General features: G+C 69.9%; 28 protein-coding genes. 22 read left to right on the forward strand and 6 right to left on the reverse strand.

The window, feature by feature from the left end; translation table 11 throughout:
• Positions 1-99: 99 nt before the first annotated feature.
• From DMH01_RS36785 to DMH01_RS36810, 6 genes are all read left to right on the forward strand, one after another.
• Complete coding sequence (locus DMH01_RS36785) at positions 100-642, forward strand: MarR family winged helix-turn-helix transcriptional regulator (RefSeq protein WP_125683100.1); 543 nt, start codon at positions 100-102, stop codon at positions 640-642.
• 102 nt (positions 643-744) lie between these two features.
• Positions 745-1,386, forward strand: a complete 642-nt coding sequence (pgsA, locus tag DMH01_RS36790) for a phosphatidylinositol phosphate synthase (RefSeq protein ID WP_125683102.1) — start codon at positions 745-747, stop codon at positions 1,384-1,386.
• On the forward strand, positions 1,383-2,300 hold the full coding sequence (locus tag DMH01_RS36795; RefSeq protein ID WP_125683104.1) for a phosphatidylinositol mannoside acyltransferase: 918 nt from the start codon (positions 1,383-1,385) through the stop codon (positions 2,298-2,300). The genes pgsA and DMH01_RS36795 overlap by 4 nt, the downstream gene beginning before the upstream one ends.
• 22 nt (positions 2,301-2,322) lie before the next feature.
• Positions 2,323-3,468: a glycosyltransferase family 4 protein gene (locus DMH01_RS36800; RefSeq protein ID WP_125683106.1), complete on the forward strand. Its 1,146-nt coding sequence runs from the start codon at positions 2,323-2,325 to the stop codon at positions 3,466-3,468.
• Positions 3,465-3,947, forward strand: coding sequence for an NUDIX hydrolase (locus tag DMH01_RS36805; protein ID WP_125683108.1), 483 nt, complete (start codon positions 3,465-3,467; stop codon positions 3,945-3,947). Before DMH01_RS36800 ends, DMH01_RS36805 begins: the two co-directional genes overlap by 4 nt.
• Before the next feature lie 12 nt (positions 3,948-3,959).
• Entirely contained in the window at positions 3,960-4,421 is a 462-nt protein-coding gene (locus tag DMH01_RS36810; RefSeq protein ID WP_125683110.1) for an XdhC family protein, read from the forward strand.
• Here DMH01_RS36810 and DMH01_RS36815 read toward each other — a convergent pair.
• Positions 4,415-6,523 carry an elongation factor G-like protein EF-G2 gene (locus DMH01_RS36815; protein ID WP_125683112.1) on the reverse strand — a complete coding sequence of 703 codons (2,109 nt, stop codon included), beginning with the start codon at positions 6,521-6,523 and terminating at the stop codon, positions 4,415-4,417. The genes DMH01_RS36810 and DMH01_RS36815 overlap by 7 nt on opposite strands.
• Positions 6,524-6,686: 163 nt before the next feature.
• Between DMH01_RS36815 and DMH01_RS36820 the strand changes: the two genes are divergently transcribed.
• Together DMH01_RS36820 and pdxS are read left to right on the forward strand one after the other, a co-directional pair.
• Positions 6,687-8,105 carry an FAD-binding oxidoreductase gene (locus tag DMH01_RS36820; RefSeq protein WP_125683114.1) on the forward strand — a complete coding sequence of 473 codons (1,419 nt, stop codon included), beginning with the start codon at positions 6,687-6,689 and terminating at the stop codon, positions 8,103-8,105.
• A 148-nt stretch (positions 8,106-8,253) separates the two neighbouring features.
• Entirely contained in the window at positions 8,254-9,168 is a 915-nt protein-coding gene (pdxS, locus tag DMH01_RS36825) for a pyridoxal 5'-phosphate synthase lyase subunit PdxS (RefSeq protein ID WP_125683116.1), read from the forward strand.
• 63 nt (positions 9,169-9,231) lie between these two features.
• Here pdxS and DMH01_RS36830 read toward each other — a convergent pair whose 3' ends face one another.
• The gene (locus tag DMH01_RS36830; protein WP_125683118.1) at positions 9,232-9,657 is read right to left on the reverse strand and encodes a PaaI family thioesterase; all 426 of its coding nucleotides are present in this window, start codon (positions 9,655-9,657) and stop codon (positions 9,232-9,234) included.
• 166 nt (positions 9,658-9,823) lie between these two features.
• On the opposite strand from DMH01_RS36830, the gene DMH01_RS36835 reads away from it, so the two are divergent.
• From DMH01_RS36835 to DMH01_RS36845, 3 genes are all read left to right on the forward strand, one after another.
• On the forward strand, positions 9,824-10,240 hold the full coding sequence (locus DMH01_RS36835) for a hypothetical protein (RefSeq protein WP_125683120.1): 417 nt from the start codon (positions 9,824-9,826) through the stop codon (positions 10,238-10,240).
• Positions 10,241-10,363: 123 nt separating this feature from the next.
• Entirely contained in the window at positions 10,364-10,864 is a 501-nt protein-coding gene (locus tag DMH01_RS36840) for a peptidase inhibitor family I36 protein (RefSeq protein ID WP_125683122.1), read from the forward strand.
• 91 nt (positions 10,865-10,955) lie between these two features.
• On the forward strand, positions 10,956-13,628 hold the full coding sequence (locus tag DMH01_RS36845) for a BTAD domain-containing putative transcriptional regulator (RefSeq protein ID WP_125683124.1): 2,673 nt from the start codon (positions 10,956-10,958) through the stop codon (positions 13,626-13,628).
• 107 nt (positions 13,629-13,735) lie between these two features.
• Here DMH01_RS36845 and DMH01_RS36850 read toward each other — a convergent pair whose 3' ends face one another.
• A complete protein-coding gene (locus tag DMH01_RS36850) occupies positions 13,736-14,797 on the reverse strand; it encodes a P1 family peptidase (RefSeq protein WP_125683126.1) in 1,062 nt (353 codons plus the stop codon).
• A complete protein-coding gene (locus DMH01_RS36855) occupies positions 14,794-15,405 on the reverse strand; it encodes a TetR/AcrR family transcriptional regulator (protein ID WP_125683128.1) in 612 nt (203 codons plus the stop codon). The genes DMH01_RS36850 and DMH01_RS36855 overlap by 4 nt, the downstream gene beginning before the upstream one ends.
• Positions 15,406-15,547: 142 nt before the next feature.
• Between DMH01_RS36855 and DMH01_RS36860 the strand changes: the two genes are divergently transcribed.
• Positions 15,548-16,924, forward strand: coding sequence for an APC family permease (locus DMH01_RS36860; RefSeq protein ID WP_125683130.1), 1,377 nt, complete (start codon positions 15,548-15,550; stop codon positions 16,922-16,924).
• Here DMH01_RS36860 and DMH01_RS36865 read toward each other — a convergent pair whose 3' ends face one another.
• Positions 16,925-17,491 (reverse strand): helix-turn-helix domain-containing protein, encoded by a 567-nt coding sequence (locus DMH01_RS36865; protein ID WP_034308044.1) that lies wholly within the window; start codon positions 17,489-17,491, stop codon positions 16,925-16,927.
• A gap of 68 nt (positions 17,492-17,559) precedes the next feature.
• On the opposite strand from DMH01_RS36865, the gene DMH01_RS36870 reads away from it, so the two are divergent.
• From DMH01_RS36870 to DMH01_RS36890, 5 genes are all read left to right on the forward strand, one after another.
• The gene (locus tag DMH01_RS36870; protein WP_148106601.1) at positions 17,560-18,273 is read left to right on the forward strand and encodes an AzlC family ABC transporter permease; all 714 of its coding nucleotides are present in this window, start codon (positions 17,560-17,562) and stop codon (positions 18,271-18,273) included.
• A complete protein-coding gene (locus DMH01_RS36875) occupies positions 18,273-18,593 on the forward strand; it encodes an AzlD domain-containing protein (RefSeq protein ID WP_005159089.1) in 321 nt (106 codons plus the stop codon). Before DMH01_RS36870 ends, DMH01_RS36875 begins: the two co-directional genes overlap by 1 nt.
• A gap of 54 nt (positions 18,594-18,647) precedes the next feature.
• Positions 18,648-19,277: a pyridoxal 5'-phosphate synthase glutaminase subunit PdxT gene (gene pdxT, locus DMH01_RS36880; RefSeq protein WP_125683132.1), complete on the forward strand. Its 630-nt coding sequence runs from the start codon at positions 18,648-18,650 to the stop codon at positions 19,275-19,277.
• 51 nt (positions 19,278-19,328) lie between these two features.
• Positions 19,329-20,078, forward strand: coding sequence for a YebC/PmpR family DNA-binding transcriptional regulator (locus DMH01_RS36885; RefSeq protein ID WP_016334762.1), 750 nt, complete (start codon positions 19,329-19,331; stop codon positions 20,076-20,078).
• A 67-nt stretch (positions 20,079-20,145) separates the two neighbouring features.
• Complete coding sequence (locus tag DMH01_RS36890) at positions 20,146-20,676, forward strand: DUF4262 domain-containing protein (RefSeq protein WP_125683134.1); 531 nt, start codon at positions 20,146-20,148, stop codon at positions 20,674-20,676.
• A 229-nt stretch (positions 20,677-20,905) separates the two neighbouring features.
• On the opposite strand, the gene DMH01_RS36895 is transcribed toward DMH01_RS36890, so the two are convergent.
• Positions 20,906-21,352 carry a cupin domain-containing protein gene (locus DMH01_RS36895; RefSeq protein WP_125683136.1) on the reverse strand — a complete coding sequence of 149 codons (447 nt, stop codon included), beginning with the start codon at positions 21,350-21,352 and terminating at the stop codon, positions 20,906-20,908.
• 77 nt (positions 21,353-21,429) lie between these two features.
• Here DMH01_RS36895 and ruvC point away from each other — a divergent pair, with 77 nt between their 5' ends.
• The 5 genes from ruvC to secD all read left to right on the forward strand — a co-directional run bounded on the left by ruvC (position 21,430) and on the right by secD (position 26,149).
• Complete coding sequence (ruvC, locus tag DMH01_RS36900) at positions 21,430-22,014, forward strand: crossover junction endodeoxyribonuclease RuvC (RefSeq protein WP_125683138.1); 585 nt, start codon at positions 21,430-21,432, stop codon at positions 22,012-22,014.
• Positions 22,011-22,610 (forward strand): Holliday junction branch migration protein RuvA, encoded by a 600-nt coding sequence (ruvA, locus tag DMH01_RS36905; protein ID WP_125683140.1) that lies wholly within the window; start codon positions 22,011-22,013, stop codon positions 22,608-22,610. Before ruvC ends, ruvA begins: the two co-directional genes overlap by 4 nt.
• Before the next feature lie 8 nt (positions 22,611-22,618).
• Complete coding sequence (ruvB, locus tag DMH01_RS36910; RefSeq protein WP_125683142.1) at positions 22,619-23,695, forward strand: Holliday junction branch migration DNA helicase RuvB; 1,077 nt, start codon at positions 22,619-22,621, stop codon at positions 23,693-23,695.
• A gap of 145 nt (positions 23,696-23,840) precedes the next feature.
• Positions 23,841-24,248: a preprotein translocase subunit YajC gene (yajC, locus tag DMH01_RS36915; protein ID WP_125683144.1), complete on the forward strand. Its 408-nt coding sequence runs from the start codon at positions 23,841-23,843 to the stop codon at positions 24,246-24,248.
• A 206-nt stretch (positions 24,249-24,454) separates the two neighbouring features.
• Positions 24,455-26,149: a protein translocase subunit SecD gene (gene secD, locus DMH01_RS36920; RefSeq protein ID WP_199745759.1), complete on the forward strand. Its 1,695-nt coding sequence runs from the start codon at positions 24,455-24,457 to the stop codon at positions 26,147-26,149.
• Positions 26,150-26,192: the final 43 nt, after the last annotated feature.

Genomic DNA, 26,192 nt, shown 5'->3' on the forward strand with positions numbered 1-26,192 from the left:
GTCTGGGTGCGTTCCTGGTGAACCCTCGTCTGGTTGAGCGCTCAACCACGACTGTAGCGCAATTTGGTTGAGCGTTCAACCAGGGGTAGAATGGGTGGCATGTCCGAACCCCGATGGCTCTCCGACGAGGAGCAAAAAGTCTGGCGCGACTTCTCCGCGGCCACGCGAATGCTGCAAGCACACCTGGAGGGCCAGCTTCAGCACGAGGCGGGCATGCCCCACACGTACTACGAAGTGCTCGTCGCCCTGTCCGAGGCGCCGGACCGGCGGCTGCGGATGAGCGAACTGGCCGACGCGCGCAAGGCGTCGCGCAGCAGGCTCTCCCACGCGGTCGCGCGGCTCGAGGCGAACGGCTGGGTGCGTCGTGAGTCGTGTCCCACCGACAAACGCGGTTCCTGGGCGGTGCTGACCCCCGAGGGGTTCGCGGCGCTGGAGGAGGCCGCGCCCGGGCATGTCGAGGCCGTCCGCGAGAGCCTCTTCGACCCGCTGACCCCCGAACAGGTGAAGGCGCTCGGCGAGATCAGCGCCGCCGTGCTCGGGCGGCTGTCGCCGAAATGCGCCGCCGCCGAGGCGGAACTGGCACTGCGGGAAGAGACCCTCGCGGACCTCGAAGAGTCGGCCGAACTGGCCAAAGCGGACTGACCGGGATCCGGTCCGGGGGCGGGCGCGTCACCGCTGTCGGTGCGGGTGGATAGGCTTCGGGCGGCCACCCGACCCTGCTGCTTAGGTGCACCTGAAGAACCGATGCTCAACATTTTCGCGCGCGCCTCCGTTTCCCGCGTCACCGACCCGATGGGGAAGGTGCTCGTGCGCGCCGGTCTGACCCCGAACGCGATGACCGTCATCGGCACGGCCGGGGCGGTCCTGTGCGCGCTCGGGTTCTTTCCCAACGACATGCTGCTGTGGGGCACCTTCACCGTCTGGGGCTTCGCGATGCTGGACCTGCTCGACGGCGCGATGGCCCGCGCCCGCGGGTACGGCACGGCGTTCGGGGCCGTCCTCGACGCGACCTGCGACAGGCTGGTCGACGGCGCGTTGTTCGCCGCGATCGCGTGGTGGTGCTTCGTCCACGACGACAATCGCCCGGCCGCGGCCGCCGCGCTGATCTGCCTGGTGCTGGCGCAGGTCATCTCGTACGTCAAGGCCCGCGCCGAGGCTTCCGGGCTGGAGGCCGACGGCGGTCTCGTCGAACGCGCGGAACGCCTGATCATCGCCCTCGTGGGAACCGGACTGCACGGTCTGGGCGTTCCGTACACCGTGGACATCTCGCTCTGGCTCCTCGCGGTGCTCTCGGTGATCACCCTGCTGCAGCGGACAGCCGCGGTGGCCAAGGCGGCGAGGGCCGCCAAAGCGGCCGGGCCACCCGCCGCGGAGGGCGGGGCATGAGCGGGTTCTCCCAGCGGCTCAGCGACTTCGGCTACGCGGCGGGCTGGCGGCTCGCGCGCTGGCTGCCGGAGTCCGCCGGCGCGGTGACCTTCGGGCTGGGCGCCGACCTCGCCGTCCGGCGGGACGGCGGTGGCGTGCGCCAGTTGCGGCGCAATCTCGCCAGGGTGGTGCCGCAGGCCGACGTCGCCGAACTCGACGAGCTGACCCGCCGCGCGATGCGCTCCTACGCGCGCTACTGGCACGAGATGTTCCGGCTGCCTTCGATGGACCACAAGGAGGTCAGCCGCAAGGTCGCCCAGTCGATCACCGGCGTGGAGAACCTCGACGCCGCCCTCGCCGAGGGCAACGGCGCGGTGATGGCGCTGCCGCACAGCGGGAACTGGGACGCGGCGGGCGTCTGGCTCGCGGACTATCTCGGCGGTTTCACCACGGTCGCGGAGCGGCTGAAACCCGAATCGCTGTACCAGCGCTTCGTGTCCTACCGGGAATCGCTCGGTTTCGAGATCGTCCCGCTGACCGGCGACAGCTCCGCGATGCGCGTGCTGCTCAAGCGGCTGCGGGAGAACAAGGCGATCTGCCTGGTGGGGGACAGGGACCTGACGAATTCCGGCGTGCCGGTGAAGTTCTTCGGCGAGCAGACCCGGATGCCGGGTGGGCCCGCCCGGCTGGCCGCCACCACCGGTGCCGCGCTGATCCCGGCGGGGTGCTGGTTCACCGAAGACGGCTGGCAGATCAGGCTGCATCCGCGGATCCGGGTGACGAACCGGTCCGAGGTGCCGGCGGCCACGCAGGCGCTGGCGGACATCTTCGCCGGGGACATCGCCGCCCATCCCGCCGACTGGCACATGATGCAGAAGTTCTGGCTCTCCGACTTCGAAGCCGGGGAACAGGCCGCCCTCGGCGAAGCGAGCTGAGCCGATGGCTCAGGCGCGGGTCATGAAGATCGGGATCGTCTGCCCGTACTCGTTCGACGTACCGGGCGGCGTGCAGGGACACGTCATCGATCTCGCGAAGGCGTTGCTGGCACGCGGGCATCAGGTCTCCGTCCTCGCTCCGGCGGACGAGGATTCCGACGTCCCGGATTTCGTCGTCCCCGCCGGCAAGGCGCTCGGCATCCCGTACAACGGCTCCGTCGCGCGGTTGCAGTTCGGCCCGGTGTCCTACGCCCGGGTGCGGCGGTGGATCCGCGATGGCGACTTCGACGTCCTGCACCTGCACGAACCCGCCGCGCCGAGTCTTTCCCTGCTGGCGCTGAAGGTCGCGGACGGGCCGATCGTGGCGACCTTCCACACCGCGACGACGCGTTCGCGCACGCTGGCGGCGTTCCAGCCGGTGCTGCGGCCGCTGCTGGAGAAGATCACCGCGCGGATCGCGGTTTCGGCGCTGGCCCGCCGCGTCCAGGTCGAGCACGCCGGCGGCGACGCGGTCGAGGTGCCCAACGGCGTCGACGTCGACTTCTTCTCCCGCGCGCTCCCGCTGGACGGCTACCCGCGCGCGGGCGGCACGGTCGGGTTCGTCGGGCGGTACACCGAGCCCCGCAAGGGGATGGGAGTACTGCTGGAGGCGTTGCGGATGCTGTTGCCGGAGTTCGAGGAGCTGCGCCTGCTGGTCGTCGGCCGGGGCGACGCCGACCAGCTCCGTCGCGAGGCCGGGCCGGAGCTGGCGTCGCATATCGACCTGCTCGGCCAGGTCGACGACGAGACCAAGGCGCGGGCGTTGCGGAGCGTCGACGTCTACTGCGCGCCGAACACGGGCGGCGAGAGTTTCGGGATGATCCTCACCGAGGCGATGGCGGCGGGCACGCCGGTGCTGGCGAGCGGCCTGGACTCGTTCCGCCGGGTGCTCGACGACGGCAAGGCCGGGATGCTGACCGAGACCGGCGACGCCGCGGCGCTGGCCGACGGCCTCCGCGAACTGCTCGGGGACCCGGCCCGGCGGGTATCGCTGGCGGCGGCCGCGGGGGAGCGCGTCGCGATGTTCGACTGGTCCGTGGTCACCACGCAGGTACTGCGGGTCTACGAGACCGCGATCGCCGCCGATCCCCGGCGCGTCGGCGCGGGTGAACGCGAGTTCAGCCGATGACGACCTGGGTGTGGATCGGCGGTCTCGTGGCCGTGATCGTGGTACTGGGCGGGCTTTTCCTGCTCGCGACGGCGAACCGGCTGGACCGGCTGCACGTCCGCACGGACGCGGGTTGGGCGGCGCTCGACGCGGCCCTCGCGCGGCGCGCCGTCGTCGCCAGGGCGGCCGCGGCGATCCTGGGCGACGAGGAGTTGCGGGCGCTGGCCGAGCGTGCGGAGCGGGCGCCGAGGCCGGACCGTGAAGCCGAGGAAAGCGAACTGACGCTGCGGCTGGCGCGCGTCGACCGAGCTGCCCTGCCGGCGCCGCTGGCCGAAGAGCTGACCGACGCCGAGCACCGCGTCGTCATCGCGCGGCGCGTGCACAACGACGCCGTCCGGGACACCCTGCACTTGAGGCGGCGGCGGAAGGTCCGGTACTTCGGCCTCGCGGGGACCGCCCGGCTTCCGGAATACTTCGAGATCGCCGAACCCGATCTGTAGGAGGACGATTCCATGAGCGAGCGGCTGCTGGTGGCGGTGTTCGCGACGCCCGTGGCGTCGTTCCTCCTGCGCTACGGCGAGGACCTCGGCTACAAGGCGGTGTTGTTCGAGCCGGACGGCGCGCGGGTGACCGACGTCGAGGACGGTCTGGAAGCCCTCACGACGGTGCCGGACCTCGGTCCGGACGCCGACGTCGTCGTCACCGATCACGACCGGCCCGAACTCGGCGATGTCCTCAAGGCCGTGCTGGACCGCCCGACCAGATGGGTCGGGGTGCTCGGCAATCCGCGCCACGCAGGTCCGCACGTCGCCGCGCTCAAGGCCTTGGACGTTCCCGACCACGAGATCGCCCGGGTCCATCGCCCGGTCGGGTTGAACATCGGCTCACGCACGCCGCCCGAGATCGCCGTCGCCACCCTGGCCGGTCTGGTGGCAGACCGGAACGGGCGACCGGGCGGCTTCGACTTTCAGTAGGCCACCGCTCCTTCCGGCATCGGCTCGAACCGGGCGTGCCTGCGGGTGAACGTCGCCGTGCCCGAGGTCAGCGACCGCAGGTCGATGGCGTAGCGCAGGAGCTCGACCGCGGGCACCTCGGCTCGGATGACCGTGCGGCCGCCTTCACCCGATTCGGTACCGAGCACGCGGCCACGCCGGGAGGAGAGATCGCCCAGCACGGTGCCCAGATGCTCGTCCGGGAGCCGCACGGCCACCTCTTCGAGCGGTTCGAGCAGCGCGATCTTGCCCGCCGCGGCGGCCTCCTTCAACGCCAGCGCGCCCGCCGTCTGGAACGCCGCGTCCGACGAGTCGACGCTGTGCGCCTTCCCGTCGACGAGGGTCACGCGGATGTCGATCAGCGGATGGCCGTCGACGATCCCTCGCTGAGCCTGGGCCCGGACCCCCTTTTCGACGCTCGGGATGAATTGGTGCGGCACCGAGCCACCGACGACCTTGTCCACGAACTCGAAGCCCGACCCCCTCGGCAGCGGCTGGACTTCGATGTCGCAGACGGCGAACTGGCCGTGCCCGCCGGACTGCTTGACGTGCCGCCCGTGCCCGCGGCCCGGACCGGCGAAGGTCGACCGCAGGCTGATCCGGACGGGCTCGGTGTCCACGTCGGCGCCTCCCGCGCGCAGCCGCGACAGCACGACGTCGGCGTGTGCCTCGCCCATGCACCACAGCACGAGCTGGTTGGTCTCGGCGTTGCGGTCCAGCCGGAGCGTCGGATCGCCCGCGACGAGCCGGGAAAGGTTGCGCGCCAAGGTGTCCTCGTCGCTGCGCGTCTTCGCGACGACGGCGACCGGCAGCAGCGGCTCCGGCATCGCCCACGGCTTCATGATCAGTGGATCGTCCGGCGAGGAAACGGTGTCGCCCGTTTCCGCCGAACCGACCTTGGTGAGCGCGCAGAGGTCGCCCGCGACGCAGTACGGCACTTCGCGCAGGTTCGCCCCGAGCGGCGAGTACAGATGCGCGACCCGTTCGTCGGCGTCGTGGTCCTCGTGCCCGCGTTCGGCGAGGCCGTGGCCCGAGACGTGCACCGGCCGTTCGGGGCGAAGCGTCCCGGAGAACACCCGCACCAGTGACACCCTGCCGACGTAGGAGTCGACAGCGGTCCGGACCACCTCGGCCGCCAGCGGGCCGTCGGGATCGGCCCGGAGCCCGGCGTGCGGTTCGCCGGTGGGGGAGGTGACCTCCGGAGGGACGTGCTCCAGTGGCGAGGGGAAGGCGCGCACGATGCCGTCGAGGACTTCGGCGAGCCCCACCCCGGTCGTCGCGCACACGGGGATCACCGGATGAAAGGAGCCGCGGGCGACAGCGGTCTCGAGGTCGGCGATCAGCGTGTCCTCCGCGATCTCCTCGCCGGCGAGGTACCGGTCCATCAGTGACTCGTCCTCGCTCTCGGCGATGACCCCTTCGATCAGTTCGTTGCGGGCCTCGGTCATCCGGGCGAGATCGGCCTCGTCCGGCTCACCGGCCTGCGGTGGGAAACCGTTCGAATAGTCGAAGTAGCGGCGGGTGATGAGCCCGACGAGCCCGTCACGCGCGGGCAGGTACAGCGGCAGGACTCCGGCGCCGAAAGCCTCCTGGCAGGCCGCGATCTCGCCTTCGGGGTCGGCGCGGTGATGGTCCAGCCGGGAGACGACCACCGCCCTCGGCATGCCGACGGCGGCGCATTCCTCCCAGACCGCGATCGTGGCAGCGTCGACGCCTTCCGCCGCGCAGACCACGAACAGCGCCGCGTCGGCGGCGCGAAGGCCGGCACGCAGTTCGCCGACGAAATCGGCGTATCCGGGGGTGTCGATGAGGTTGATCTTGTGGCCCTGATGCAGCACCGGCGCGACCGAGAGGCCGACCGACCGCTGCTGCCGGACCGCCGCGGGGTCGTGGTCGCACACGGTGGTGCCCTCGACGACCGAGCCCGCCCGGGTCACCGTGCCGGACGCGGCGAGCAGCGCTTCGGCGAGTGTCGTCTTTCCTGATCCCGACGGGCCGACCAGGACGACGTTGCGGACCTTCGCCGGGTCGTCCACAGCGACGGCGGCCCCGGAGTCTCCGTTCTTGCTCTGTTTGTCGGCCATGCCGGTCTCCTCACCACACGATGCCGCGTACAGGTGTGTCCTCGATCACACACCCGCGACGGGCGTCGCGGCAAGGCGACCGGCGAGGGAACCCCCGAATGTCGACGCGCCGTTATGCTCGATGGCGGACACCCGGAGCGGATCCGACGGTGGGGGATGAGCGATGGAGCTCGACAGGCGAACCGTGTTGCGGCTGGCGGGGGCGGTCCCGGTGATGGCGGCGGTGCCCGCGGAGATCCCCGGGGGCGGTGGTCCGTGGGAACGGCTGCGCGCCCGGTTGACGGGGGAGCTGTTCCGGCCCGGCGATCCCGGATACGACGAAAAGCGGCTCGGGTTCTTCAGCCTCTACGACCATCGGCTGCCCGCCGGTGTCGCGGTCTGCGCGAACGAGGACGACGTGCGACACTGCGTCGATTTCGCGGCCAGGCAGCGGATCCCGATCGCGGCCCGCTCCGGCGGGCACGGCTACGCCGGCTATTCCATTGTGGACAAAGGACTGGTCGTCGACCTGTCCCGGCTGAACGCGGTCGGGATCCTGCCCGGCGGCCGGGCGGCGATCGGAGCGGGTGCCCAGCTCGGCCAGGTGTACGAGGCCTTGGCCGCGGCGGGCCGCGCGCTGCCCGCAGGCAGCTGCCCCCAGGTCGGCATCGCCGGGCTGACCCTCGGCGGCGGGATCGGCGTCTTGGTCCGCAAGTACGGGTTGACCTGCGACAATGTGGAATCCGTGCGCTTCGTCGGTGCGGACGGGAAGGCGCGCCTGGTGTCGGAGGAGACCGCGCCGGACCTGCTGTGGGCGTTGCGCGGCGGTGGCGGCGGCAACTTCGGCATCGTCACGTCGTTCACCTTCCGCACGGCGGCGGCCAGGACGCTGACGAACTTCAACCTGGTCTTCCCGCCCGCCGCGTTGGCCGCGCTGGTCGCGGCCTGGCAGGAGTGGCAGCCCGCGATGCCGGACGACCTGTGGTCCGGGATGGGCCTCGGCGCGACGGCCGCGAACTGCGGCGGCTGCTTCGTGGGCACCGCCGCGCAGGTGAACCCGTTGCTGGACGATCTGGTCCGCCGTGTCGGCACTCAGCCGACCAAACGCGAGGTGACCGAGCAGGGCCACCTGGCGACGATGCGCGCCTTCGCCCAGGAAACCGCGTTCCCCGCCGCGGTCGCGCAGCGCGGGGAGTATGTGGCCACTTCGAGGATGCTGACGCATCCGGTGCCCGACCCCGGCGCGCTCGCGACGCTGTTGACCAGCGATCCCCATCTTTACTCGATCGTGGACGCGTATGGCGGTGCGATCGCTCGGGTGCCGTCGAGCGAGTCGTGCTTCCCGCATCGGTCCGCGCTGGGCAGCGTCCAGATCATCCGTGGCCTGGAGGGCGGCGAGGCGGCCGCGCGCCAGGCGATCGGCCTGGTCAGGGACGAACTCGGCCGCGAATACGGGCAGGCCGGGTACGTCAACTACATCGACCCGGAGATGCCCGAGTGGGCGAAGGCGTACTACGGCGACAGCCTGCCGCGCCTGCGCCGGGTGGCGCGGAAGTACGACCCGGATGGCCTCTTCGCCTTCGAACAGGGCCTGGCCCGCTAGGCCCCGGTCGCATTTGGTCCTCTGGATGCGGGCCAGATCACCCAGTGGACTGCTGAAATCGCCGCGAACTGGCCTGCCTGAGAGGTCCAAAAGCGGCCTACGCTCGGAGGCGCCACCCCACCTCGTGCGCTTTCCGAAAGGTCCAGCAGTGTCTGACGACTCCACGAACCCGGCCACCACCTCGCTCACCGGCACCGCCCGGGTCAAGCGCGGGATGGCGGAGATGCTCAAGGGCGGTGTGATCATGGACGTGGTCACCGCCGAACAGGCGAAGATCGCCGAGGACGCCGGCGCCGTCGCCGTGATGGCGCTCGAGCGGGTCCCCGCGGACATCCGCGCCCAGGGCGGCGTCGCCCGGATGAGCGACCCGGACCTGATCGACGGCATCATCGAGGCCGTTTCGATCCCCGTCATGGCGAAGGCCCGCATCGGCCACTTCGTCGAGGCACAGCTGCTTCAGTCGCTCGGCGTCGACTACATCGACGAGTCCGAGGTGCTGACCCCGGCCGACTACGAGAACCACATCGACAAGTGGGCCTTCACCGTGCCCTTCGTCTGTGGTGCGACCAACCTCGGCGAGGCGCTGCGCCGGATCAACGAGGGCGCGGCGATGATCCGCTCCAAGGGCGAGGCCGGCACCGGCGACGTCTCGAACGCGACCACGCACATGCGCAAGATCCGCGCGGAGCTGCGCCGCCTTTCCTCGCTGCCCGAGGACGAGCTTTACGTTGCGGCGAAGGAACTTCAGGCCCCGTACGACCTCGTCAAGGAGGTCGCGGAGAAGGGCAAGCTCCCCGTCGTGCTGTTCACCGCCGGCGGTATCGCGACCCCGGCCGACGCCGCGATGATGATGCAGCTCGGTGCCGAAGGCGTGTTCGTCGGCTCCGGCATCTTCAAGTCCGGCAACCCGGCGCAGCGCGCCGAGGCGATCGTCAAGGCCACCACGTTCTACGACGACCCGGACGTCATCGCGAAGGTTTCGCGTGGTCTCGGCGAAGCGATGGTCGGTATCAACGTCGACGACGTGCCCGAACCGCACCGGCTGTCCGAGCGCGGCTGGTAAAGACTCGGCTCCTGTACGGACGGCCCGGTGCTCCTCGATGAGCCCCGGGCCGTTCCGCGTGTATCAGGGGGTGGGACCGTTTCTGGTCAGCACGCTTCCCTGCGCCGCGGCACTGAGCGTCGTGCTCCCGTCCTGGCCGATCACGTAGAGATCGCAGCGGCAGGTGGCCTGCCGCCGGCCGCTGTGCAGGACCCGCGCTTCCGCCACGAGCCGGATTCCCTGTGCCGGGCGCAGATAGTTGATGCTGAAGCCGCCGGTGAGGACATTCGGGCCCAGTGTGGTCCCGGCCGCGAAGGTGATCGCGTTGTCCGCCGCGTAGGCGAGTACGCCGCCGTGGAGATATCCGTTCTGTTGCAACAGGTCTTCGCGGATGTCGAGTTCCAGTGCAGCGGCGCCGTCGCCGAACGAGACCACCCGGGCTCCGAGCAGGACACTGAACGGTTGCGAGGCGAGGCCCTTTTGGGCGTCTTCGAGGGTCAGTGCGGTCATCGGAGTTCTGCTTTCAGCACGAGTCGATCATAGCCGGATCGATCGGTCGAACGAGGCCCGCGACCAGGACCGCCCGGGGATCCGGTGGACGAGAGCGTGATCACCCGGGCGCTGGGGATTCGGCGATTTCGGACCATGCGGACGGGCAGGCTTATAAGGTCCGGACATGAGTCAGTCGATCCGGTTCACCGACCCCAACTTCAAGCTCGCGGTCGTCCAAGAGCTGATGTACAACCAGGAACTCCTGCCGAAGTTCGACCTAGGGCAGTACGCCGCCGAGAAGGGCTTCACCTACGACAGCGGCAGTGTCGAGGCGGTCCCTGAGGCCTTGGCCTACTTCGAGGCGCTCGAGATCCCCGCAGAGTTCGCGGAGAAGATCACCGAGATCGAGATGGACGGCGGCAACGAGATCTACCTCCAGATCGCGCCGAACTGGGACGGCGAGGACTCCCTGTTCGACGTCGACGAGTTCGCCGACGTCGACCATTTTCCCCACCTGAAGTCGATGACCCTGCTCTACACGGGCAACGACGAGGCGCTGGAGACGCTCCGCGCCCGCGGCATCGAAGCGGACTGGGTCTGACGCGCCACCAGCAGAGCTAAGCGGATGAACCGCGTTCCCTTTTCGACCGCTTAAGCATCGCGTAGCGGATCACGGGAGCTTGATTCCGGCGTGCAGAGGGCACGCCGGGATCAAGGAGGACAAATGCGCACTCTTCGGTTCGTTTCCGCGGCCTTGGGCGCCGCCGCGATCGCGACGGCGCTCGTCGCGACTCCCGCTTCGGCCGCGACGGACGGGGCGGCCGCACTGAAGTCGGCCGGGGTCGACGCGGCGAAGCTCGCTCCCGGGTGGAAGGTCGTCGGGGACCAGATCGTCTGGAACGGTGGGGAGACCACTCTGTCGTTGTCGCCCAGCGCGGCCAGCAACTGCCAAGCGAACTACGTGTGCCTGTACGAGCATCGCGACTTCGGCGGACGGCGATTGCAGTTCCGGGACCCGGGGCTGAAGAATCTGGTCGATTACGGATTCAACGACCAGATGTCGTCCTGGCACAACCGGCGCGGAGTCGACGCCCGCTGGTACTACAACATCGGCAGTGGGACCAGTCGCTGCATGCAGGCGGGAGCCCAATCGTCGTACGTGGGCAACGCCGACAACGACCAGGCGACTTCGTTGAGAATTTACACGTCGGCAAGCGCCTGCTGAGTGAGACGTTCCTTCGAATGCCGGACGTCATCGCCGGATATTTGTGACATTCTCTCGGCTACGGGTGTCTCGAATATTGGGGGAGAAACCGGTGAAGGAAAAGAATTATTTCTATCGTTTGTTCGGTGAACCCGCGGCCGAGTGGCAGGGCGCCGACCTGCCACTCGGCCCACCGCAGGCGCGCCGGGTCTTCGCGCTCCTGCTGATCGAGGCGGGGCGCCCGGTGCCCCTCGATCGGATAATCGACGAGCTCTGGGGCGAGGCACCACCGATTTCGGCGAAAGTCCAGGTTCAAGGTCTGATATCGGGTCTTCGCCGGGCTTTGCGCGCGCCGTCGGGGGGAACGCCGATTCTCACCAGGGGAGCGGCCTATCTTCTCGACGCGAGTGCCGAGGAAACCGACACCGGCCGGTTCACCTGCCTCACCGCCCAGGGGCGTGCGCTGCTCGCCCGTGACTGCCATCGCGAGGCGGCCCAGCGGTTCGCGGACGCGCTCGAACTCTGGCGCGGGCCGGTGCTCGCCGGGATCCCCGCCGCGGCCGAGGTCGTCGCGCACTGGGAGGAAGAGCGCCTCGCGGTGCTGGAGGACAAGGCCGATGCCGAACTCGGCCTCGGCGAACACGACAGGCTCGTTCCCGGGCTGCGTGACCTGCTCGCCGCGGCCCCGTTCCGTGAACGGGTCTGCGGACAGCTGATGACCGCGCTCGCCCGGGCGGGCCGGGTGGCCGAGGCGCTCGACGTCTACGCCGGATGGCGCCGCCGGCTGGTCGACGAGCTCGGCGTCGAGCCGTCGCCGTCGATTCGCGCGTTGCAGTGCGAGATCCTGCGCGAGGGCCAGGGCAGGGCCACGCGGGAGTACCCCGCGTACCAGGAACCCGCCGTGCCGAGCCAGCTGCCGCCGGGGATCCCGGACTTCGTCGGCAGGGACGCGCTCATCGCGGACCTCCTGGGGGAACTGGGCGAGGACGGCGGCCGCGACACCCCGCCCGTACTGCTGCTGACCGGCGCGGGTGGGGTCGGGAAGTCCTCGCTGGCGATCCGGCTCGCGCACCGGGTCGCGGACGACTACCCCGACGGGCGGCTGTTCGCGGCCCTGCGGGGGACCACGAACGAGCCGAGGCCGCCGGAGGCCGTACTCGCCGGTTTCCTGCGCGCCTTCGGCGTTCCCAGCGACGAGATCCCGGCCGACGTCGACGAATGCGCCTGCCTGTTCCGCAGCCTGGTCCACGGCCGTCGCGTGCTGCTCGTCCTGGACGACGCCGCCGGCGAGGCACAGCTGCGGCCCCTCCTTCCCGCGTCCGGCGGCTGCGCGGTGATCGTCACGAGCCGGTTCTCCCTCGCCGGACTCGAACTCGGGCGCAAGGTCCCGGTCGGTCTCTTGCCACTGGAGGACGCGGAGGCCCTGCTCGCAAAACTCACCGAGATCGACGAAGATCCCGTCGCCGCCCGGCAGGTTCTCGACCACTGCGGCGGGCTCCCGCTGGCCCTGCGGATCGCCGGCAGCCGGATCGGCGACCGGGCAGGCTGGCGGCTCGCCGACGTCGCGGGCGAACTGGCCGTCGAACGGCGACGGCTGGATTGGCTCCGCACCGGGGATCTCGCCGTCCGCGGCAGCCTGTCCCTCGGGTACCGGCAATTGACCCCGGACCGGCAGCGGCAGTTCCGAAGACTCGGCCTGCTGCCCTCGGCCGATTTCCCGGTCTGGGCGGCGGCGCTGGCGGACGACGGCGAACCCGAGGCGACGTCCCGCGCGCTCGAAGACCTGAGGTATCGGCATATGGTCCAGCCGGTTCCGCGGGCCACCGGCGCACCCCGTTACCGTGTGCACGACCTCGTGCGCGCGTTCGCCGCCGAGCAGGTCGCGGCCGAGCCGGAACAGGTCCGCGCGGAGACGGTCGAACGAGTGCTCGGCGGCTGGCTCTGGCTCGCGGAGCGGGCCGCGGATCGGTTGTCCCGGAGCGTTTTGCGGCCCGAGCCCGGCTGCGCGACGCGGACCTCGCTCGACGAAACGCTGGTGACCGAACCGCTTTCGTGGTTTCGCTGCGAAGTGCCCGCGCTGGAGGCCGCCGTCTCGCACGCGGCGGACGCCGGACTGGGCGAGCTCGCCTGGGAACTCGCCGTCGTGGCCGCGTCCTACTTCGACCACAATGGACTGTACGCGGAATGGTCGCGATGCCATCGATGCGCGCTCGCCGCGGCGAGGGAGTCGGGGTGCGCACGCGGGGAAGCCGCGCTGCTACGGGGAATCGGCCAGATCGACCTGTACCGGGACGACTACCGGGCGGCGGGGGAGGCGCTCACCGAGTCGTGCCGGATCAGCGAGCGGATCGGCGACCCCGCCGGGCGGGCCAGGGCACTGACCGGGCTGTGCGTCCTCGCCCGCGCCGTCGGACGGCCCGGGGACTCGCGCGCGACCGCGAGGCGGGCGCTGGCTCTTTTCCGGGAGATCGGCGACGTCCTCGGCATGGCGCACGCCCACACCTCGTACGCCGTCGCGAGCGCGGAGCTCGGACTGCTCGACGAGGCGGAGGCGGCGCTGGACGAAGCCGGACGGCTGTCGGCCGAGCTGAACGACCCGCACCGCACTGCGCTCATCCTGCGCAGGCGGGGCCAGCTGTACCTGCGGCGCGAAGACCGGCGGAGCGCGATGTCCTGCCTGCGCCGCGCGCTGGAACTGCTGGACTCGCTCTCCGACGAGATCTGCGCCTCGCGGGTCCGGCTGGACCTCGCGCGGGCCCCCGCGAAGGTGCTGATCGGAACCTAGGGCGTGTTTCGTATTGAGGGGTAAGCCGAAGATCGCGACATGAGCACCGGGGCGCCGGCTTCGAGCGGAACATGCCCCGCGGAAGTGCCGACCACGCCACCTTTGCCTTAGCGCCAGCGGGCCGTGGGCAACGCGGGGACCCGGTGGCCGCGATGACCGGTCATCTCCTCGTTCGCGAACAGGGCGTTGAGTACCGCCTCTTCGGTCGCCTGCACCACGGCCTCGAAGAACGGGTCGAGCCTGCCCCACGGGATGAACCGGAGGTTTTCGTACTCGGCCTCTTCGGTCCGGGGGAACCGGCTGGTGAGCGCCCCCGGGTTCGCCGTGCTGAAGGCGAGGAAGAGATCGCCGGAGAAGTGGGAGCCCGCGGTGCCGGTGCGGGCGAGGCCGAGCGGGACACGGCGGGCGAGGGAGGTGCACTGGCCGGGCAGCAGGGGAGCGTCGGTACCCACGATCACGATAACCGATCCCGCGCCGGACGGCGCCGCCCAGTCCTCCTCCATCGGGTTGTCGGCGCCGAGTTCCGCTCCGACGTGCTCACCCGCGACGGTGAGTTCGCGACGGGAGCCGAAGTTGGCCTGTACCAACGTTCCCACGGTGTACTCGTCGTCCCCGTAGGACACGACGCGGGAGGCCGTGCCGGTGCCACCCTTGAAACCGTAACAGGTCATCCCGGTTCCGCCGCCGACGGAGCCTTCGCCGACCGGACCCGTTCGCGCGGCGTCGATCGCGGCGATGGCGTGTCCACTGTGGATCGTCGGCGCGGTGCTGTCGTTCAGATAGCCGTCCCAGGTTTCGGCGACCACCGGCAGCAGCCATTCGGCGGCCACGTCGGGTCGTTCCCGCACCACCCAGTCGATCGTGCCGCGATGGCACGCGCCGACGGCGTGCGTGGAGGTGATCAGCACCGGCAGGGTCAGCGAACCGGTCTCGTTCAGCCACGCGGTACCGGTCATCTCGCCGTTGCCGTTGAGGGCGTACGTCCCGGCCGCGCACGGCATGGCGAAATCCTCCCGGCCGCGCGGCAGGACGGCGGTGACGCCGGTGCGCACCGATTCGCCTTCGACGAGGGTCGTGAAACCGACCTCGACGCCGGGGACGTCGGTGAGCGCGTTGTGCTCGCCGGTCCGGCCGGGCAGCGGGACACCCAGGTCGCGGGCGCGGGTCATGGACGGTCCTCCAAGGGGTTCGAGGTGGCTGTGCGGGCGTAGGAGAGCAACATCGCTTCGGCGGTGGCGGTTTCCAGCGTCGGCACGGCCTGCGTGAGGTGCAGGCCGTAGCCGTCCTCCAGCGCGACGAGGTTCCGCGCGATCGACACCGCGTCCGCGGTCAGCGTGAACTCGCCGGTGGCGGCGCCCGCTTCGAGGATGCCGGTGTAGATCCGGACCTGCTGCTCGTAGAGCGTGATGTGCCGGGCCGCGTACACGGGATCGCGGCGGGCGATCGTGCCCAGTTCGTAGAGCAGTACACAGAGTTCGTCGTCGGGGCCGGTGGGCAGGCCGCTGCGGATCATCGCCCGCAGGCGCTCCGACGGGGTGGTCTTCGTGCTCGCGGCCAGCTCCCGCGCCGAACAGAACCGCGCCACCGCCTCGCGCTGCACCTCTTGGAGCAGGTCGGTGAGGGTGGGGAAGTAGTACAGGACCGAACTCGACGACAGGCCCGCGCCCTCGGCGACGTCCCTCAGCCGCAGGTTCAGCACGCCGCGTTCGAGGACGGCCCGTCTGGCCACCTCGATCAGTTCGGTACGCCGCTCCGCTGCCTTGCTCGGTCTCGCCATGGGTTCATTCTTCGAAGCTTGTTCGAAAAACGCAAGAGCCGAGCGCGATCAGCTCTTGACGTCACAGGATCGAAGGCCTTTGATGCGTGCTCAACGGTTTTTCGAAGGAGATTCAAGGAACCCACCTTGTAGGAGGTCGGCCGTGTCCACTCCCGCCCTGCGCCGCGGTCTGCGCACCCTCGGCACGCTGCTCATCACGCTCTCCGCGATCAGCCCCGCCTCGTCGGTCTTCATCATCGCGCCGGGGGTGATCTCCGGGGCCGGGACGGGCGCCTTCTACAGCTTCGTGGCGGCCGCCGTGGTCGGTGTGTTCATGGCCTTCGTCTACGCCGAACTGGCGTCGGCGTTCCCGCTGGCGGGCGGTGAGTACGCGATCGTCACCCGCACTCTCGGCCGCCTGCCCGGGTTCGCCGTCCTGGGGCTGATGATCATCACGCAGGTGCTCATCGTCGCGGTGATCGCGCTCGGCGTCGGCACCTACCTCGGCGTACTCCTTCCCGGCGTGCCCGGTTCGGTCATCGCCGCCGTGACCTGCGTGGTCGCGGCCGTCGTCGGCGTTTTCGACATCAAGCTCAACGCCTGGGTCACCGGGATCTTCCTGGCGATCGAGATTCTCGCGCTGATCGTGGTCAGCGCGCTCGGACTGCTGAACCCCGCGCGGTCGTTCGCCGATCTGCTGGCGCATCCGGTCGCCTCGGACGGTGGACCGGCCACCGTCGGCGCCATCGCGATCGCCACCTCGGTCGCGATCTTCGCCTACAACGGCTACGGCTCGGCCGTCTACTTCGGCGAGGAGACGCAGGACGCGTCGCGGGGGATCGCCCGGGCGATCCTGCTCGCGCTGGGCATCACCGTGCTCGCCGAGCTGGTCCCGGTGACCGCGGTCCTGCTCGGCGCGCCGGATCTGAACGCGTTGTTCGCCTCGGAGAACATGCTGTCCTACTTCATCGATGCGCGCGGTGGCGGCACGCTGAACACGGTGCTCGGCCTGGCCGTCGCGCTCGCGATCATCAACGCGGTGCTGGCGATCGTGCTGATCAGCTCGCGGATGCTGTTCAGCAGCGGCCGCGACCGGGCCTGGCCGTCGCCGGTCAACCGGGCGCTGGCCGCGGTGCACCCGAAGTTCGGGACGCCGTGGGTGGCCACCGTCGGCACCGGTCTGGTCGCCGCGCTGCTCTGCTTCGTCGACCCGAAACTGCTGCTGGTGGTGACGAGCACGTCGATCGTGGCGGTCTACGGGGCGCTCTGCCTCGGCGCGATCGTCGGACGGCGTACCGGCGCCACCGCGCACGCCAAGTACCGGATGCCGTGGTTCCCGGTCGCGCCGGTGCTGGCGCTGGCCGTCCTGGTGTTCGTCGTCTACCAGAACCTGCTCGACCCGGCGGTGGGGCGGCCGAGCCTGATCGTCACCGCCTGCGTCGCCCTGCTGTCCATCGCGTACTACGTCCTGGTGCTGCGGCGGAAGGGCGGCTGGAAGCTCGCCGACGTCACCGAGGAGAAGGCCGACGAGCCCGCTTGATCAGGTGTATTCGGCGATCTCCACGCCGTATGTGCCCGGTTCGAGCGCCTCGAAGATATGCGGCACGTCGCCGGGGTAGCAGATGTAGTCACCGGGCAGCAGTTCGACCGGCTCGTCCAGCGGGCCGACCTTGGCACGGCCCGCGCTGAGGACGATGTGCTCGACGATGCCGCTCATATGCGGATCGGAGAGCCGTGGTTTCCCGGGCTCGGCGCGGATCAGGTACACGTCGCGCCGGGCGCCGGGCGGGCACGAACTGAGCAGCGTGCAGGCGTAGTCGGCGTGTTCGGCGAAGACCGTCGGCCCGCTGCCCGAACGGATGACCTGCACGCGGGGGCGTTCGGGTTCGACCACGCGGGAGAACGGGACGTCGAGCGCGACGCACAGCGCCCAGATCGTCTCGACGCTCGGGTTCCCGGTCCCGGACTCGAGCTGCGAGAGCGTGGATTTCGCGATGCCGGCGCGTTTGGCGACCTCGGTGAGGGACAGCCCGGTCCGGGCGCGTTCCCGGCGCAGGGACATGGCGATGACGTCCAGGGGTGCGCCGTCGGACGCGGTCGGGGACATGCGTTCGCTCCATCGGTCGTTGCGTTCGCCTTGACGAACACGGCTGCGTTCGTTCATTGTATGACGCTATGCGTTCGATATGGCGAACAACCACTCGTGTCCTGGGGCGCGATCTTCTCCGTGACATCGGGCTGGTCTGCCTCGCCGACACCATTGTCGGCATCTCCTACGGCGCGATCGCGGTGGGCTCCGGCTTCCCGATCTGGGCGCCGATGCTGCTTTCGGTACTGGTCTTCGCGGGCGCCTCGCAGTTCATGTTCGTCGGCATCATCGCCGCCGGCGGCAGCCCGGTCGCGGCCGTCGCGGCGGGTCTGCTCGCCAACGCGCGGCATCTGCCGTTCGGCTTCGCGATCGGCGACGTCCTGGGCAAGCGGTGGTCGTCGCGGATCGTCGGCAGCCATCTGATGATCGACGAATCGGTCGCGTTCGCCCTGGCCCAGCGCGACGAGGAGCGGCGCAAGGCGGCCTACTGGGTCTGCGGGATCGGGCTGTTCGTCTGCTGGAACGTCGGCGTCCTCGCCGGTGCGTACGCCGGGACCGCGATCAGCGACACCGACGCCTTCGGCCTCGACGCGGCCTTCCCCGCGGTCCTGCTCGCGCTGGTCCTGCCGTCGCTGCGCGACCGTGCCGCCCGGCTGCCGGTGCTCGTCGGCGTGGCCGTCGCGCTGGCGACGACACCGTTCCTGCCCGCGGGCCTGCCGGTGCTGCTCGCCCTGGTCGGCGTGCTGGCCGGGGTGGCCGCGAAGGAACCGGCCGAACGTGAACCCGAGGGAGTGCGCTGATGGACCCGCTGGACCTGATCATCGCCGGCGGTGTGCTCGCGGCCGGGACCTTCGCCTTCCGGTTCGCCGGGCCGGTCCTGAAGGCGCGGTTCACCGTGTCGCCCAAGGCCGAGAAACTGATGGCGCGTTCGGCCGTCGTCCTGCTGGCCGCGCTGGTCGCGGTCGCCGCGCTCACCGAGGGACACGAGTTCGCCGGATACGCCCGGCCCGCCGGAGTCCTGGTCGGTGGCGTGCTCGCCTGGCGCAAGGCGCCGTTCGCGCTGGTCGTCGTGGCGGCCGCCGCGACCGCCGCCCTGCTGCGGCTGGCCGGGGTCCCCTGACCTGGCCCTTCCCCGAAGCGCCTAAGCTAAGGGGAAGGTCTTTCGGGAGGTCGGGTGGCGATCGCGACGGGGGCACGGCCGGTGGTCGGCGTGCTCGCACTGCAGGGCGACGTGCGGGAGCACGCCGCGATGGTGGAACGTGCCGGTGCGCGTGCGCTGCCGGTCCGCCGCGCGAGCGAACTGTCCGAAGTGGACGGTCTGGTGCTGCCGGGCGGCGAGTCGACCACCATGTCGAGGCTGCTGGAGACCTTCGAACTGCTGGACCCGCTGCGCGAGCGCATCGTGGACGGGATGCCCGCGTTCGGCTCCTGCGCCGGGATGATCCTGCTCGCCCGCCAGGCCCTCGACGGACGGCCTGACCAGCGGCAACTCGGCGGGCTCGACGTCGTCGTCCGGCGTAACGCGTTCGGGCGGCAGGTCGACTCCTTCGAAGCCGACCTCGACTTCACCGGTGTCGAAGGCGGCCCGGTGCACGCTGTGTTCATCCGCGCCCCGTGGGTCGAAAAGGCGGGCGACGGGGTCGAGGTACTCGCCAGTGTCCCCGAAATGCCGGGCTCGGACGACGCGGCCGCTAGGATCGTCGCGGTCCGGCAGGGGGCGGTACTCGCCACGTCGTTCCACCCGGAACTCACCGGGGACGAACGCGTGCACAGGCTGTTCGTCGACCTCGTGCGGCAGGCTTAAGCAAAACCGACACTGTGCTCAGCGGCGGGCACAGGAGTAGATGGAGGAGAGATGAGCGGCCACTCCAAGTGGGCCACCACGAAGCACAAGAAGGCCAACCTGGACGCGAAGCGCGGCAAGCTCTTCGCCCGGTTGATCAAGAACATCGAGGTGGCGGCCCGGACCGGCGGTGGCGACCCGGACGGCAACCCGACGCTCTACGACGCCATCCAGAAGGCCAAGAAGAACTCGGTCCCGCAGGACAACATCGAGCGCGCCCGCAAGCGCGGCGCCGGTGAAGAGGCCGGTGGCGCCGACTGGCAGACCATCACCTACGAAGGCTACGGCCCGAACGGTGTGGCCGTGCTGATCGAATGCCTCACCGACAACAAGAACCGCGCCGCCATGGAGGTCCGGACCGCGCTCACCCGGAACAACGGCTCGCTCGCCGACCCGGGTTCGGTCGCCTACATGTTCAACCGCAAGGGCGTCGTGATCATGCCCAAGGGTGACGCGGGCGAGGACGACGTCCTCATGGCCGTGCTCGACGCGGGCGCCGAAGAGGTCAACGACCTCGACGAGAACTTCGAGATCGTCTCCGAGGCCACCGACCTCGTGCCGGTCCGGAAAGCCTTGCAGGAAGCCGGTTTCGAGTACGAGTCCGCGGATCTCACGTTCCTGCCGTCGGTCAGCGTCCCGCTGGACGTCGAAGGCGCGAAGAAGGTCTTCAAGCTCATCGACGCGCTCGAGGATTGCGACGACGTGCAGAACGTGTACGCGAACTTCGATGTGTCCGACGAGGTCATGGCCGAGGTCGGCTGATCGATTTTCCCGCCATGCCGCGGAAAATCGGTCCCGGGGCTATGTGCGGGCGCTCGCGTGGGGCACAATGTCGCGCGTGACGACCTCCGAAGCCGACGCCCTCACCGCCGAAGAGACCGAACTCATCCAGTGGATCGAGGGACAGGCGAAGGCGAGAGGGAACGCGGTCATCGCGGTCGAAGGCGACGAGGAGGAAGCGGCCTTCTGCTTCACCGCGTGCGCCTGGGCGCTGCACCAAGTTGCGGAAGCGGTCGTGATCGGACTGCCCGGGCACATGGGGCCGGTCCTGCTCGACGCCTACGTCGACCGCGCGGCCGCCGGCGAGATCTTCGAAGTCGGCAAGCAGTACGACGATTTCTTCGAGGGCGCGCCGGTGGTCTTCGAACGGGTCGCGAAGGGGCACTATCCCGAGTACTTCGGGAGCGCGTTCCTGATCTACCCGGACGGGGACTTCCCGGCGCTGCAACTGATCGTCGCCACGCCGGACGGGCACTTCCCCTGGCATCCGGACGCGCCCGAGGGCTTCGCGCGGTACCAGCCGGTGCTGACCGAATCCGGTGACCCGGAGAGCTGGACGCCGGGCGTCGACGGCCCCTGAGGTGTGCTGAGGCTTGAGATGAAGGGGCCTTTCCTCGCAAATTTCGCGAGGAAAGGCCCCTTCATTGCGCTTGGGACGAGCCGAAGCCGCACTCGCGTGATCAGAGACGTAACTCGCGTGTTTGGACGCGTAACTCGCGTGATCAGAGGCGGATCATCGAGTGCGGCGTCCAATCACGCGAGTTACGTGCCTGATCACGCGAGATCCGGCTCTCCGGGGTAACGCTCACTCACCCAAGCCAGGGCGCCAGGTCCTCCGCCGCCTCCGGCCACTCCGCGGCCAAAGCGACCGCGGACCGGAACTCCACGCAGTCGTCCGTATAAGGCGGCACCACCACCGTCCCGACCAGGCTCCACTCGCCGGTGCTCACCGACGCCTGCCAAACCCCAGCGGGCACCACCACCTGCGGCCGCTGACCCGCCGCGACGTCCGGGCCCAGCACCGGTCGCGCGATCCGCCCGTCCGGGAACAACAGCAGCATCCGCACCGGAGCCCCGGCGTGGTGCGCGTAGATCTCCAGCCGGTCCAGCCGGTGGGGCGCCGACGTTTCCGGAGGCGCCAGCAGGTAGTAGATCGCCGAAGCGGTCTCGTCGCGCCAGCTCTGTGCCCAGCGGCCGCCTTCCACGGGCAGCGGCTGGAGACCCAGATGAACGGTGAACTCGTCGGGGCTCGGCATGTCCTCATCTTGCCCGGAGTGATCCCCGGGTAGCCTCAGGCTCGAACGGATGTTCGCCGGAAGTGCGGAGGAAACGCGTGCGGGTACTCGGGGTCGACCCCGGTCTGACCAGGTGCGGGCTCGGAGTGGTCGACGGCGGCACGGGCCGCACCGTCCGCGCCGTGGCCGTCGACGTCGTGCGGACGCCGCCGGACGCCGATCTTTCCGTGCGGCTGCTGGGGATCTCCGACGCCGTCGAGCGCTGGCTGGATCGCTACAAGCCCGAGGCCGTCGCCGTGGAACGGGTTTTCGCGCAGCACAACGTGCGCACCGCGATGGGTACCGCGCAGGCGGGCGGCGTCGTCGCGCTCGCCGCGGCCAAACGCGGGCTGCCGGTCGTGTTCCACACCCCGAGTGAGGTCAAGGCCGCCGTCACGGGGTCCGGGCGCGCGGACAAGGCGCAGGTCACCGGTATGGTCATGCGACTGCTCGGCCTCGAGGTCAAACCGCATCCGGCGGACGCCGCGGACGCGCTCGCGCTCGCCATCTGCCATCTCTGGCGCGAACCGATGCGCGTCCGGCTCGCCGAAGCCGAGGCCAGGGCGGCCGAGATCGCCAAGAACCACAAGGCCAGGCTCGCCGCCGCGGCCAAGGAAGCAAAGACGCAGGGAGCGGCTCGATGATCTCCTCGGTACGCGGTGAAATCCTCTCCATCGGTCTCGACCACGTCGTGATCGAGGTCGGGGGAGTGGGCTTCGCCGTGCAGGCCACCCCCGCCACCCTCGCGACGCTTCGCCGCGGCGAGGAGGCGATGCTGCACACCGCGCTCGTCGTCCGCGAGGATTCCTTGACGCTGTTCGGTTTCGCCGACGCGGACGCCCGCGAACTGTTCGGCCTGCTGCAGACGGTCTCCGGGATCGGCCCGCGGCTCGCGCTCGCGACACTCGCCGTCCTCGATCCCGACAAGCTGCGTTCCGCGCTGGTCGAAGGCAACATCACCGTGCTCACCCAGGTGCCCGGCATCGGCCGCAAGGGCGCCGAGCGGCTCACGCTCGAACTCCGGGACAAGGTCACCGCGCTCGCGGGCCCGACGGACGGCTCGCCTGCGGTCGTCGCGCCCGGTGCGCTGCGAGGCGAGGTCGTCGAAGCGCTCGCGGGCCTCGGGTTCCCGGCCAAACAGGCCGAACAGGCCGTCGACAAGGTGCTCGGCGAGGGCGAAGGCCACACGACGTCGTCCGTGCTGCGCGCCGCGTTGGCCACCCTCGGGCGTAAGCGGTAGCCGGCCACATGGACTATGAGGCCGTGACGGAATTCGACGCCGACGACGAGACGCTTTCGGCGCTGCCGCAGACGGGCGAACGCGAGGTCGAGACCACGCTGCGCCCCCGCAAGCTGGACGAGTTCGTCGGCCAGCCACGGGTGCGCGAACAGCTCGAACTCGTCTTGGAGAGCGCGCGACGCCGGGGTGTCCCGCCGGACCACGTCCTGCTCTCCGGTCCGCCGGGCTTGGGCAAGACGAGTATGGCGATGATCGTCGCCGCCGAACTCAACGCCGCCATCCGGATCACCTCCGGACCGGCGCTGGAACGCGCGGGCGACCTGGCCGCGATGCTGTCGAACCTGGCGCCCGGCGACGTCCTGTTCATCGACGAGATCCACCGCATCGCCCGCCCCGCCGAGGAGATGCTGTACCTCGCGATGGAGGACTTCCGCGTCGACGTCGTCGTCGGCAAGGGGCCCGGCGCCACCAGCATCCCGCTGGAGATCGCGCCGTTCACGCTGGTCGGCGCCACGACGAGGTCCGGTTCGCTGACCGGCCCGCTGCGCGACCGGTTCGGTTTCACCGGCCAGATGGAGTTCTACAGCGACAGCGAACTCGAACTCGTCGCCCGGCGCGCCGCCACGATCCTCGACATCGACATCGACCGGGACGGCTGCGCGGAGATCGCCCGCCGGTCACGGGGTACACCGCGGATCGCGAACCGGCTCCTGCGCCGGGTGCGCGACTACGCCGAGGTACGGGCCGACGGCAAGGTCACGCGCAAGATCGCGCGCGCCGCGCTGGAGGTCTACGACGTCGACGAACTGGGCCTCGACCGGCTCGACCGCGCGGTGCTGACCGCGCTGGTCCGCTCCTTCGGCGGCGGCCCGGTCGGCGTGTCCACGCTGGCCGTCGCGGTGGGGGAAGAACCGACCACCGTCGAGGAGGTGTGTGAGCCTTACCTGGTCCGCGCCGGTATGCTCGCCCGCACTCCTCGCGGCCGGGTCGCCACAGCGGCCGCGTGGGAACACCTCGGCCTGCCGGTCCCGGCCGGTGCCACGCGCGGCGAGCAGGGCGGACCGAACCTGTTCGACCAGGACTGACCGGACCGTTCACGCGGTCCGAGGCCCGTGGTGACGACGGGTGGTGGTGGAGTTTCCGCTGGCACCTGGCACACTCGGAGAGAGCACACCCCGCCAAACCGGACAAAACAGCGCACCGCGCGGCGTCCGCTCGAAATGGAGAATCATGAACCAGTTATTGCTGCCGCTGCTCCTGATGCTCGTTGTGGCGATTCCGCTCGTCATGGGCACCCGTAAGCAGAAGAAGGCGGCGGCAGCGCAGCAGGAGCTGCTCTCGAGCCTGGCTCCCGGTGACCGGGTGATGACCACCTCCGGTCTCTACGCGTCTGTCGCCGACGCTTCCGCCGACACCACGATCGACCTCGAGATCGCTCCGGGCGTCGTGACCACCTGGCTGCGCCAGGCCGTCCGCGAGAAGGTCGAGCCGGTCGTCGAGACCGACGTGGACGACGCCGACACGATCGACGACGAGGCCGTCGTCGAGGAGCCGGCCATCGAGTCGAAGGACGACGAGCGCGTCGAAGAGAAGTCGAGCGCGCAGATCGCTCCTCCGCTGGAGCACGGCAAGAAGTAGCGCTTGTAAGGCCATCCCCGACACCAGACTTTCGTAGGTGCGGGGGCAACGCCGGGCTCACGCAGCACCGAGTAGTGTCTCGGTGCTGCGTGCGTGTCCGTCGTCATAGTCGTGCTCGTTCGCGGTACCGCCGGACTCCCGTCCTGTGAGTGAACAGCCAAGTCCATTGGGGAAAAACCCAGTCCGTCCGAGGAGACCGAAGCACAGTGGCCGCACCGGCCGGGCATCTCCGCCCGGGACGCTATCTCGCCTTCTTCGCCCTGATCGTGGTGGCGCTGTACGCCCTGGTGTTCTTCACCGGTAGCGGCAAGCCGACGCCGAAGCTCGGCATCGATCTTCAAGGCGGCACGAGGGTTACGCTGACCGCCCGCAATCCCGACGGCGGCGACCCTCCGCGAGAGTCCCTCGAACAGGCCCGCTCGATCATCGAGCGCCGGGTCAACGGTATCGGCGTCAGCGGCACCGAGGTCGTCCTCGATGGCAGCAACGTCGTCATCACCGTCCCCGGCGAGCAGGGCGACCAGGCCAAGGCCCTGGGCAAGACCGCGAAACTGGGCTTCCGGAAGGTCGTGACGTCGCAGCCGGTGACCCCGGTTCCGCAGCCGTCGGCCCCGCCCGCTTCCGGCACGCCGTCTTCGGCACCGCCGGCTTCACCGGGCGCCGGCGCCCCGCCGAGCAGCCCGGCCAACGGCGGTGGCGCCGCCGGCGCGCCGCAGCAGCAGCCGGACGAGAACGCGGACGAGAAGACCAAGCGGGAGATCGAGGAAGCCCGGAGCCTCCGGCAGAACCCCGATCTGCTGTCGACGGACCAGGCGAAGCAGGCCGCGGCCGCCGAGAAGGCCTTCGCGGCCCTCAACTGCGACCCCAAGGTGTCGGACCCGCTGGTCGGCAACGACCTCACCGACAAGCCGCTGGTCGCCTGCGGTGACAAGAACTCGATGAAGTACCTGCTGGAGCCGGAGTTCCTCCCCGGAACGCAGATCTCCGACGCCTCCTCGGCCTACGACACCCAGAACTCCCAGTGGGTCGTCAACCTGAACTTCAAGAGCGAGGGTTCCCAGATCTGGGGCGACTTCACCTCGAAGAACGTCCAGAAGCAGGCCGCGTTCGTCCTCGACACGCAGGTCGTCTCCGCGCCGACCATCCAGGCCGCGATCCTCGGTGGCCAGACCCAGATCACCGGCCGGTTCAGCCAGACCGAGGCGAAGGACCTGGCGGATGTGCTGAAGTACGGTTCGCTGCCGCTGTCGTTCGAGTCCTCGGACGCGACCACGGTGTCCGCGACGCTGGGTCTCGCGTCGCTGCAGGCGGGCCTGATCGCCGGCGGTATCGGCCTGCTGGCCGTGTTCATCTACTGCATGTTCTATTACCGGCTGCTCGGCCTGCTGACGATCCTGTCGCTCGGCTTGTCGTTCGCGATCGTGTACGGCGTCCTGGTGCTGCTGGGGCGGTGGATCGGGTACACCCTCGACCTCGCCGGCGTGGCGGGCCTGATCATCGCGATCGGTATCACCGCGGACTCGTTCGTCATCTACTTCGAGCGGCTGAAGGACGAGATCCGGGAGGGCAGGACGTTCCGCTCCGCGGTCCCCCGGGGCTGGTCCCGAGCCCAGCGCACGATTCTCGCGGCGGACGCGGTCAGCTTCCTCGCCGCGGCGGTCCTCTACCTGCTGGCCGTCGGTGACGTGAAGGGCTTCGCGTTCACTCTCGGCATGTCGACGGTGCTCGACCTCGTCGTGGTCTACCTCGTGACGCATCCGTTGGTCGCGATGGTCTCCCGATCGAAGTCGAAGTTCCTGTCCAACCCCAAGAATCTCGGCCTCGGCGCCGTGCAGCAGCTGGGCTCGGAGCGCAAGGCGGCCCGTCCCGCCACCGGTCGCCCGAACGTCAAGGAGGCGTGACCGTGGTCGACGAGAAGAACACCACCGAGAACAAACGCGAGAG

The sequence above is a fragment of the Amycolatopsis sp. WAC 04182 genome, assembly GCF_003947465.1.
Lineage (GTDB): Bacteria > Actinomycetota > Actinomycetes > Mycobacteriales > Pseudonocardiaceae > Amycolatopsis.

Bases quoted from the DNA above. Each gene is read 5' to 3' on its own strand.
- DMH01_RS36875 (WP_005159089.1), top strand. From the start codon at position 18,273: ATGGACCCGCTGGACCTGATCATCGCCGGCGGTGTGCTCGCGGCCGGG.
- DMH01_RS36855 (WP_125683128.1), bottom strand. From the start codon at position 15,405: ATGGCGAGACCGAGCAAGGCAGCGGAGCGGCGTACCGAACTGATCGAG.
- yajC (WP_125683144.1), top strand. From the start codon at position 23,841: ATGAACCAGTTATTGCTGCCGCTGCTCCTGATGCTCGTTGTGGCGATT.
- DMH01_RS36810 (WP_125683110.1), top strand. From the start codon at position 3,960: ATGAGCGAGCGGCTGCTGGTGGCGGTGTTCGCGACGCCCGTGGCGTCG.
- DMH01_RS36820 (WP_125683114.1), top strand. From the start codon at position 6,687: ATGGAGCTCGACAGGCGAACCGTGTTGCGGCTGGCGGGGGCGGTCCCG.
- pgsA (WP_125683102.1), top strand. From the start codon at position 745: ATGCTCAACATTTTCGCGCGCGCCTCCGTTTCCCGCGTCACCGACCCG.
- DMH01_RS36795 (WP_125683104.1), top strand. From the start codon at position 1,383: ATGAGCGGGTTCTCCCAGCGGCTCAGCGACTTCGGCTACGCGGCGGGC.
- DMH01_RS36895 (WP_125683136.1), bottom strand. From the start codon at position 21,352: ATGCCGAGCCCCGACGAGTTCACCGTTCATCTGGGTCTCCAGCCGCTG.
- DMH01_RS36800 (WP_125683106.1), top strand. From the start codon at position 2,323: ATGAAGATCGGGATCGTCTGCCCGTACTCGTTCGACGTACCGGGCGGC.
- DMH01_RS36835 (WP_125683120.1), top strand. From the start codon at position 9,824: ATGAGTCAGTCGATCCGGTTCACCGACCCCAACTTCAAGCTCGCGGTC.
- DMH01_RS36885 (WP_016334762.1), top strand. From the start codon at position 19,329: ATGAGCGGCCACTCCAAGTGGGCCACCACGAAGCACAAGAAGGCCAAC.
- DMH01_RS36865 (WP_034308044.1), bottom strand. From the start codon at position 17,491: ATGTCCCCGACCGCGTCCGACGGCGCACCCCTGGACGTCATCGCCATG.
- DMH01_RS36805 (WP_125683108.1), top strand. From the start codon at position 3,465: ATGACGACCTGGGTGTGGATCGGCGGTCTCGTGGCCGTGATCGTGGTA.
- ruvB (WP_125683142.1), top strand. From the start codon at position 22,619: ATGGACTATGAGGCCGTGACGGAATTCGACGCCGACGACGAGACGCTT.
- DMH01_RS36870 (WP_148106601.1), top strand. From the start codon at position 17,560: ATGCGTTCGATATGGCGAACAACCACTCGTGTCCTGGGGCGCGATCTT.
- DMH01_RS36815 (WP_125683112.1), bottom strand. From the start codon at position 6,523: ATGGCCGACAAACAGAGCAAGAACGGAGACTCCGGGGCCGCCGTCGCT.
- DMH01_RS36850 (WP_125683126.1), bottom strand. From the start codon at position 14,797: ATGACCCGCGCCCGCGACCTGGGTGTCCCGCTGCCCGGCCGGACCGGC.
- DMH01_RS36830 (WP_125683118.1), bottom strand. From the start codon at position 9,657: ATGACCGCACTGACCCTCGAAGACGCCCAAAAGGGCCTCGCCTCGCAA.
- DMH01_RS36840 (WP_125683122.1), top strand. From the start codon at position 10,364: ATGCGCACTCTTCGGTTCGTTTCCGCGGCCTTGGGCGCCGCCGCGATC.
- ruvA (WP_125683140.1), top strand. From the start codon at position 22,011: ATGATCTCCTCGGTACGCGGTGAAATCCTCTCCATCGGTCTCGACCAC.
- DMH01_RS36785 (WP_125683100.1), top strand. From the start codon at position 100: ATGTCCGAACCCCGATGGCTCTCCGACGAGGAGCAAAAAGTCTGGCGC.
- DMH01_RS36890 (WP_125683134.1), top strand. From the start codon at position 20,146: ATGTCGCGCGTGACGACCTCCGAAGCCGACGCCCTCACCGCCGAAGAG.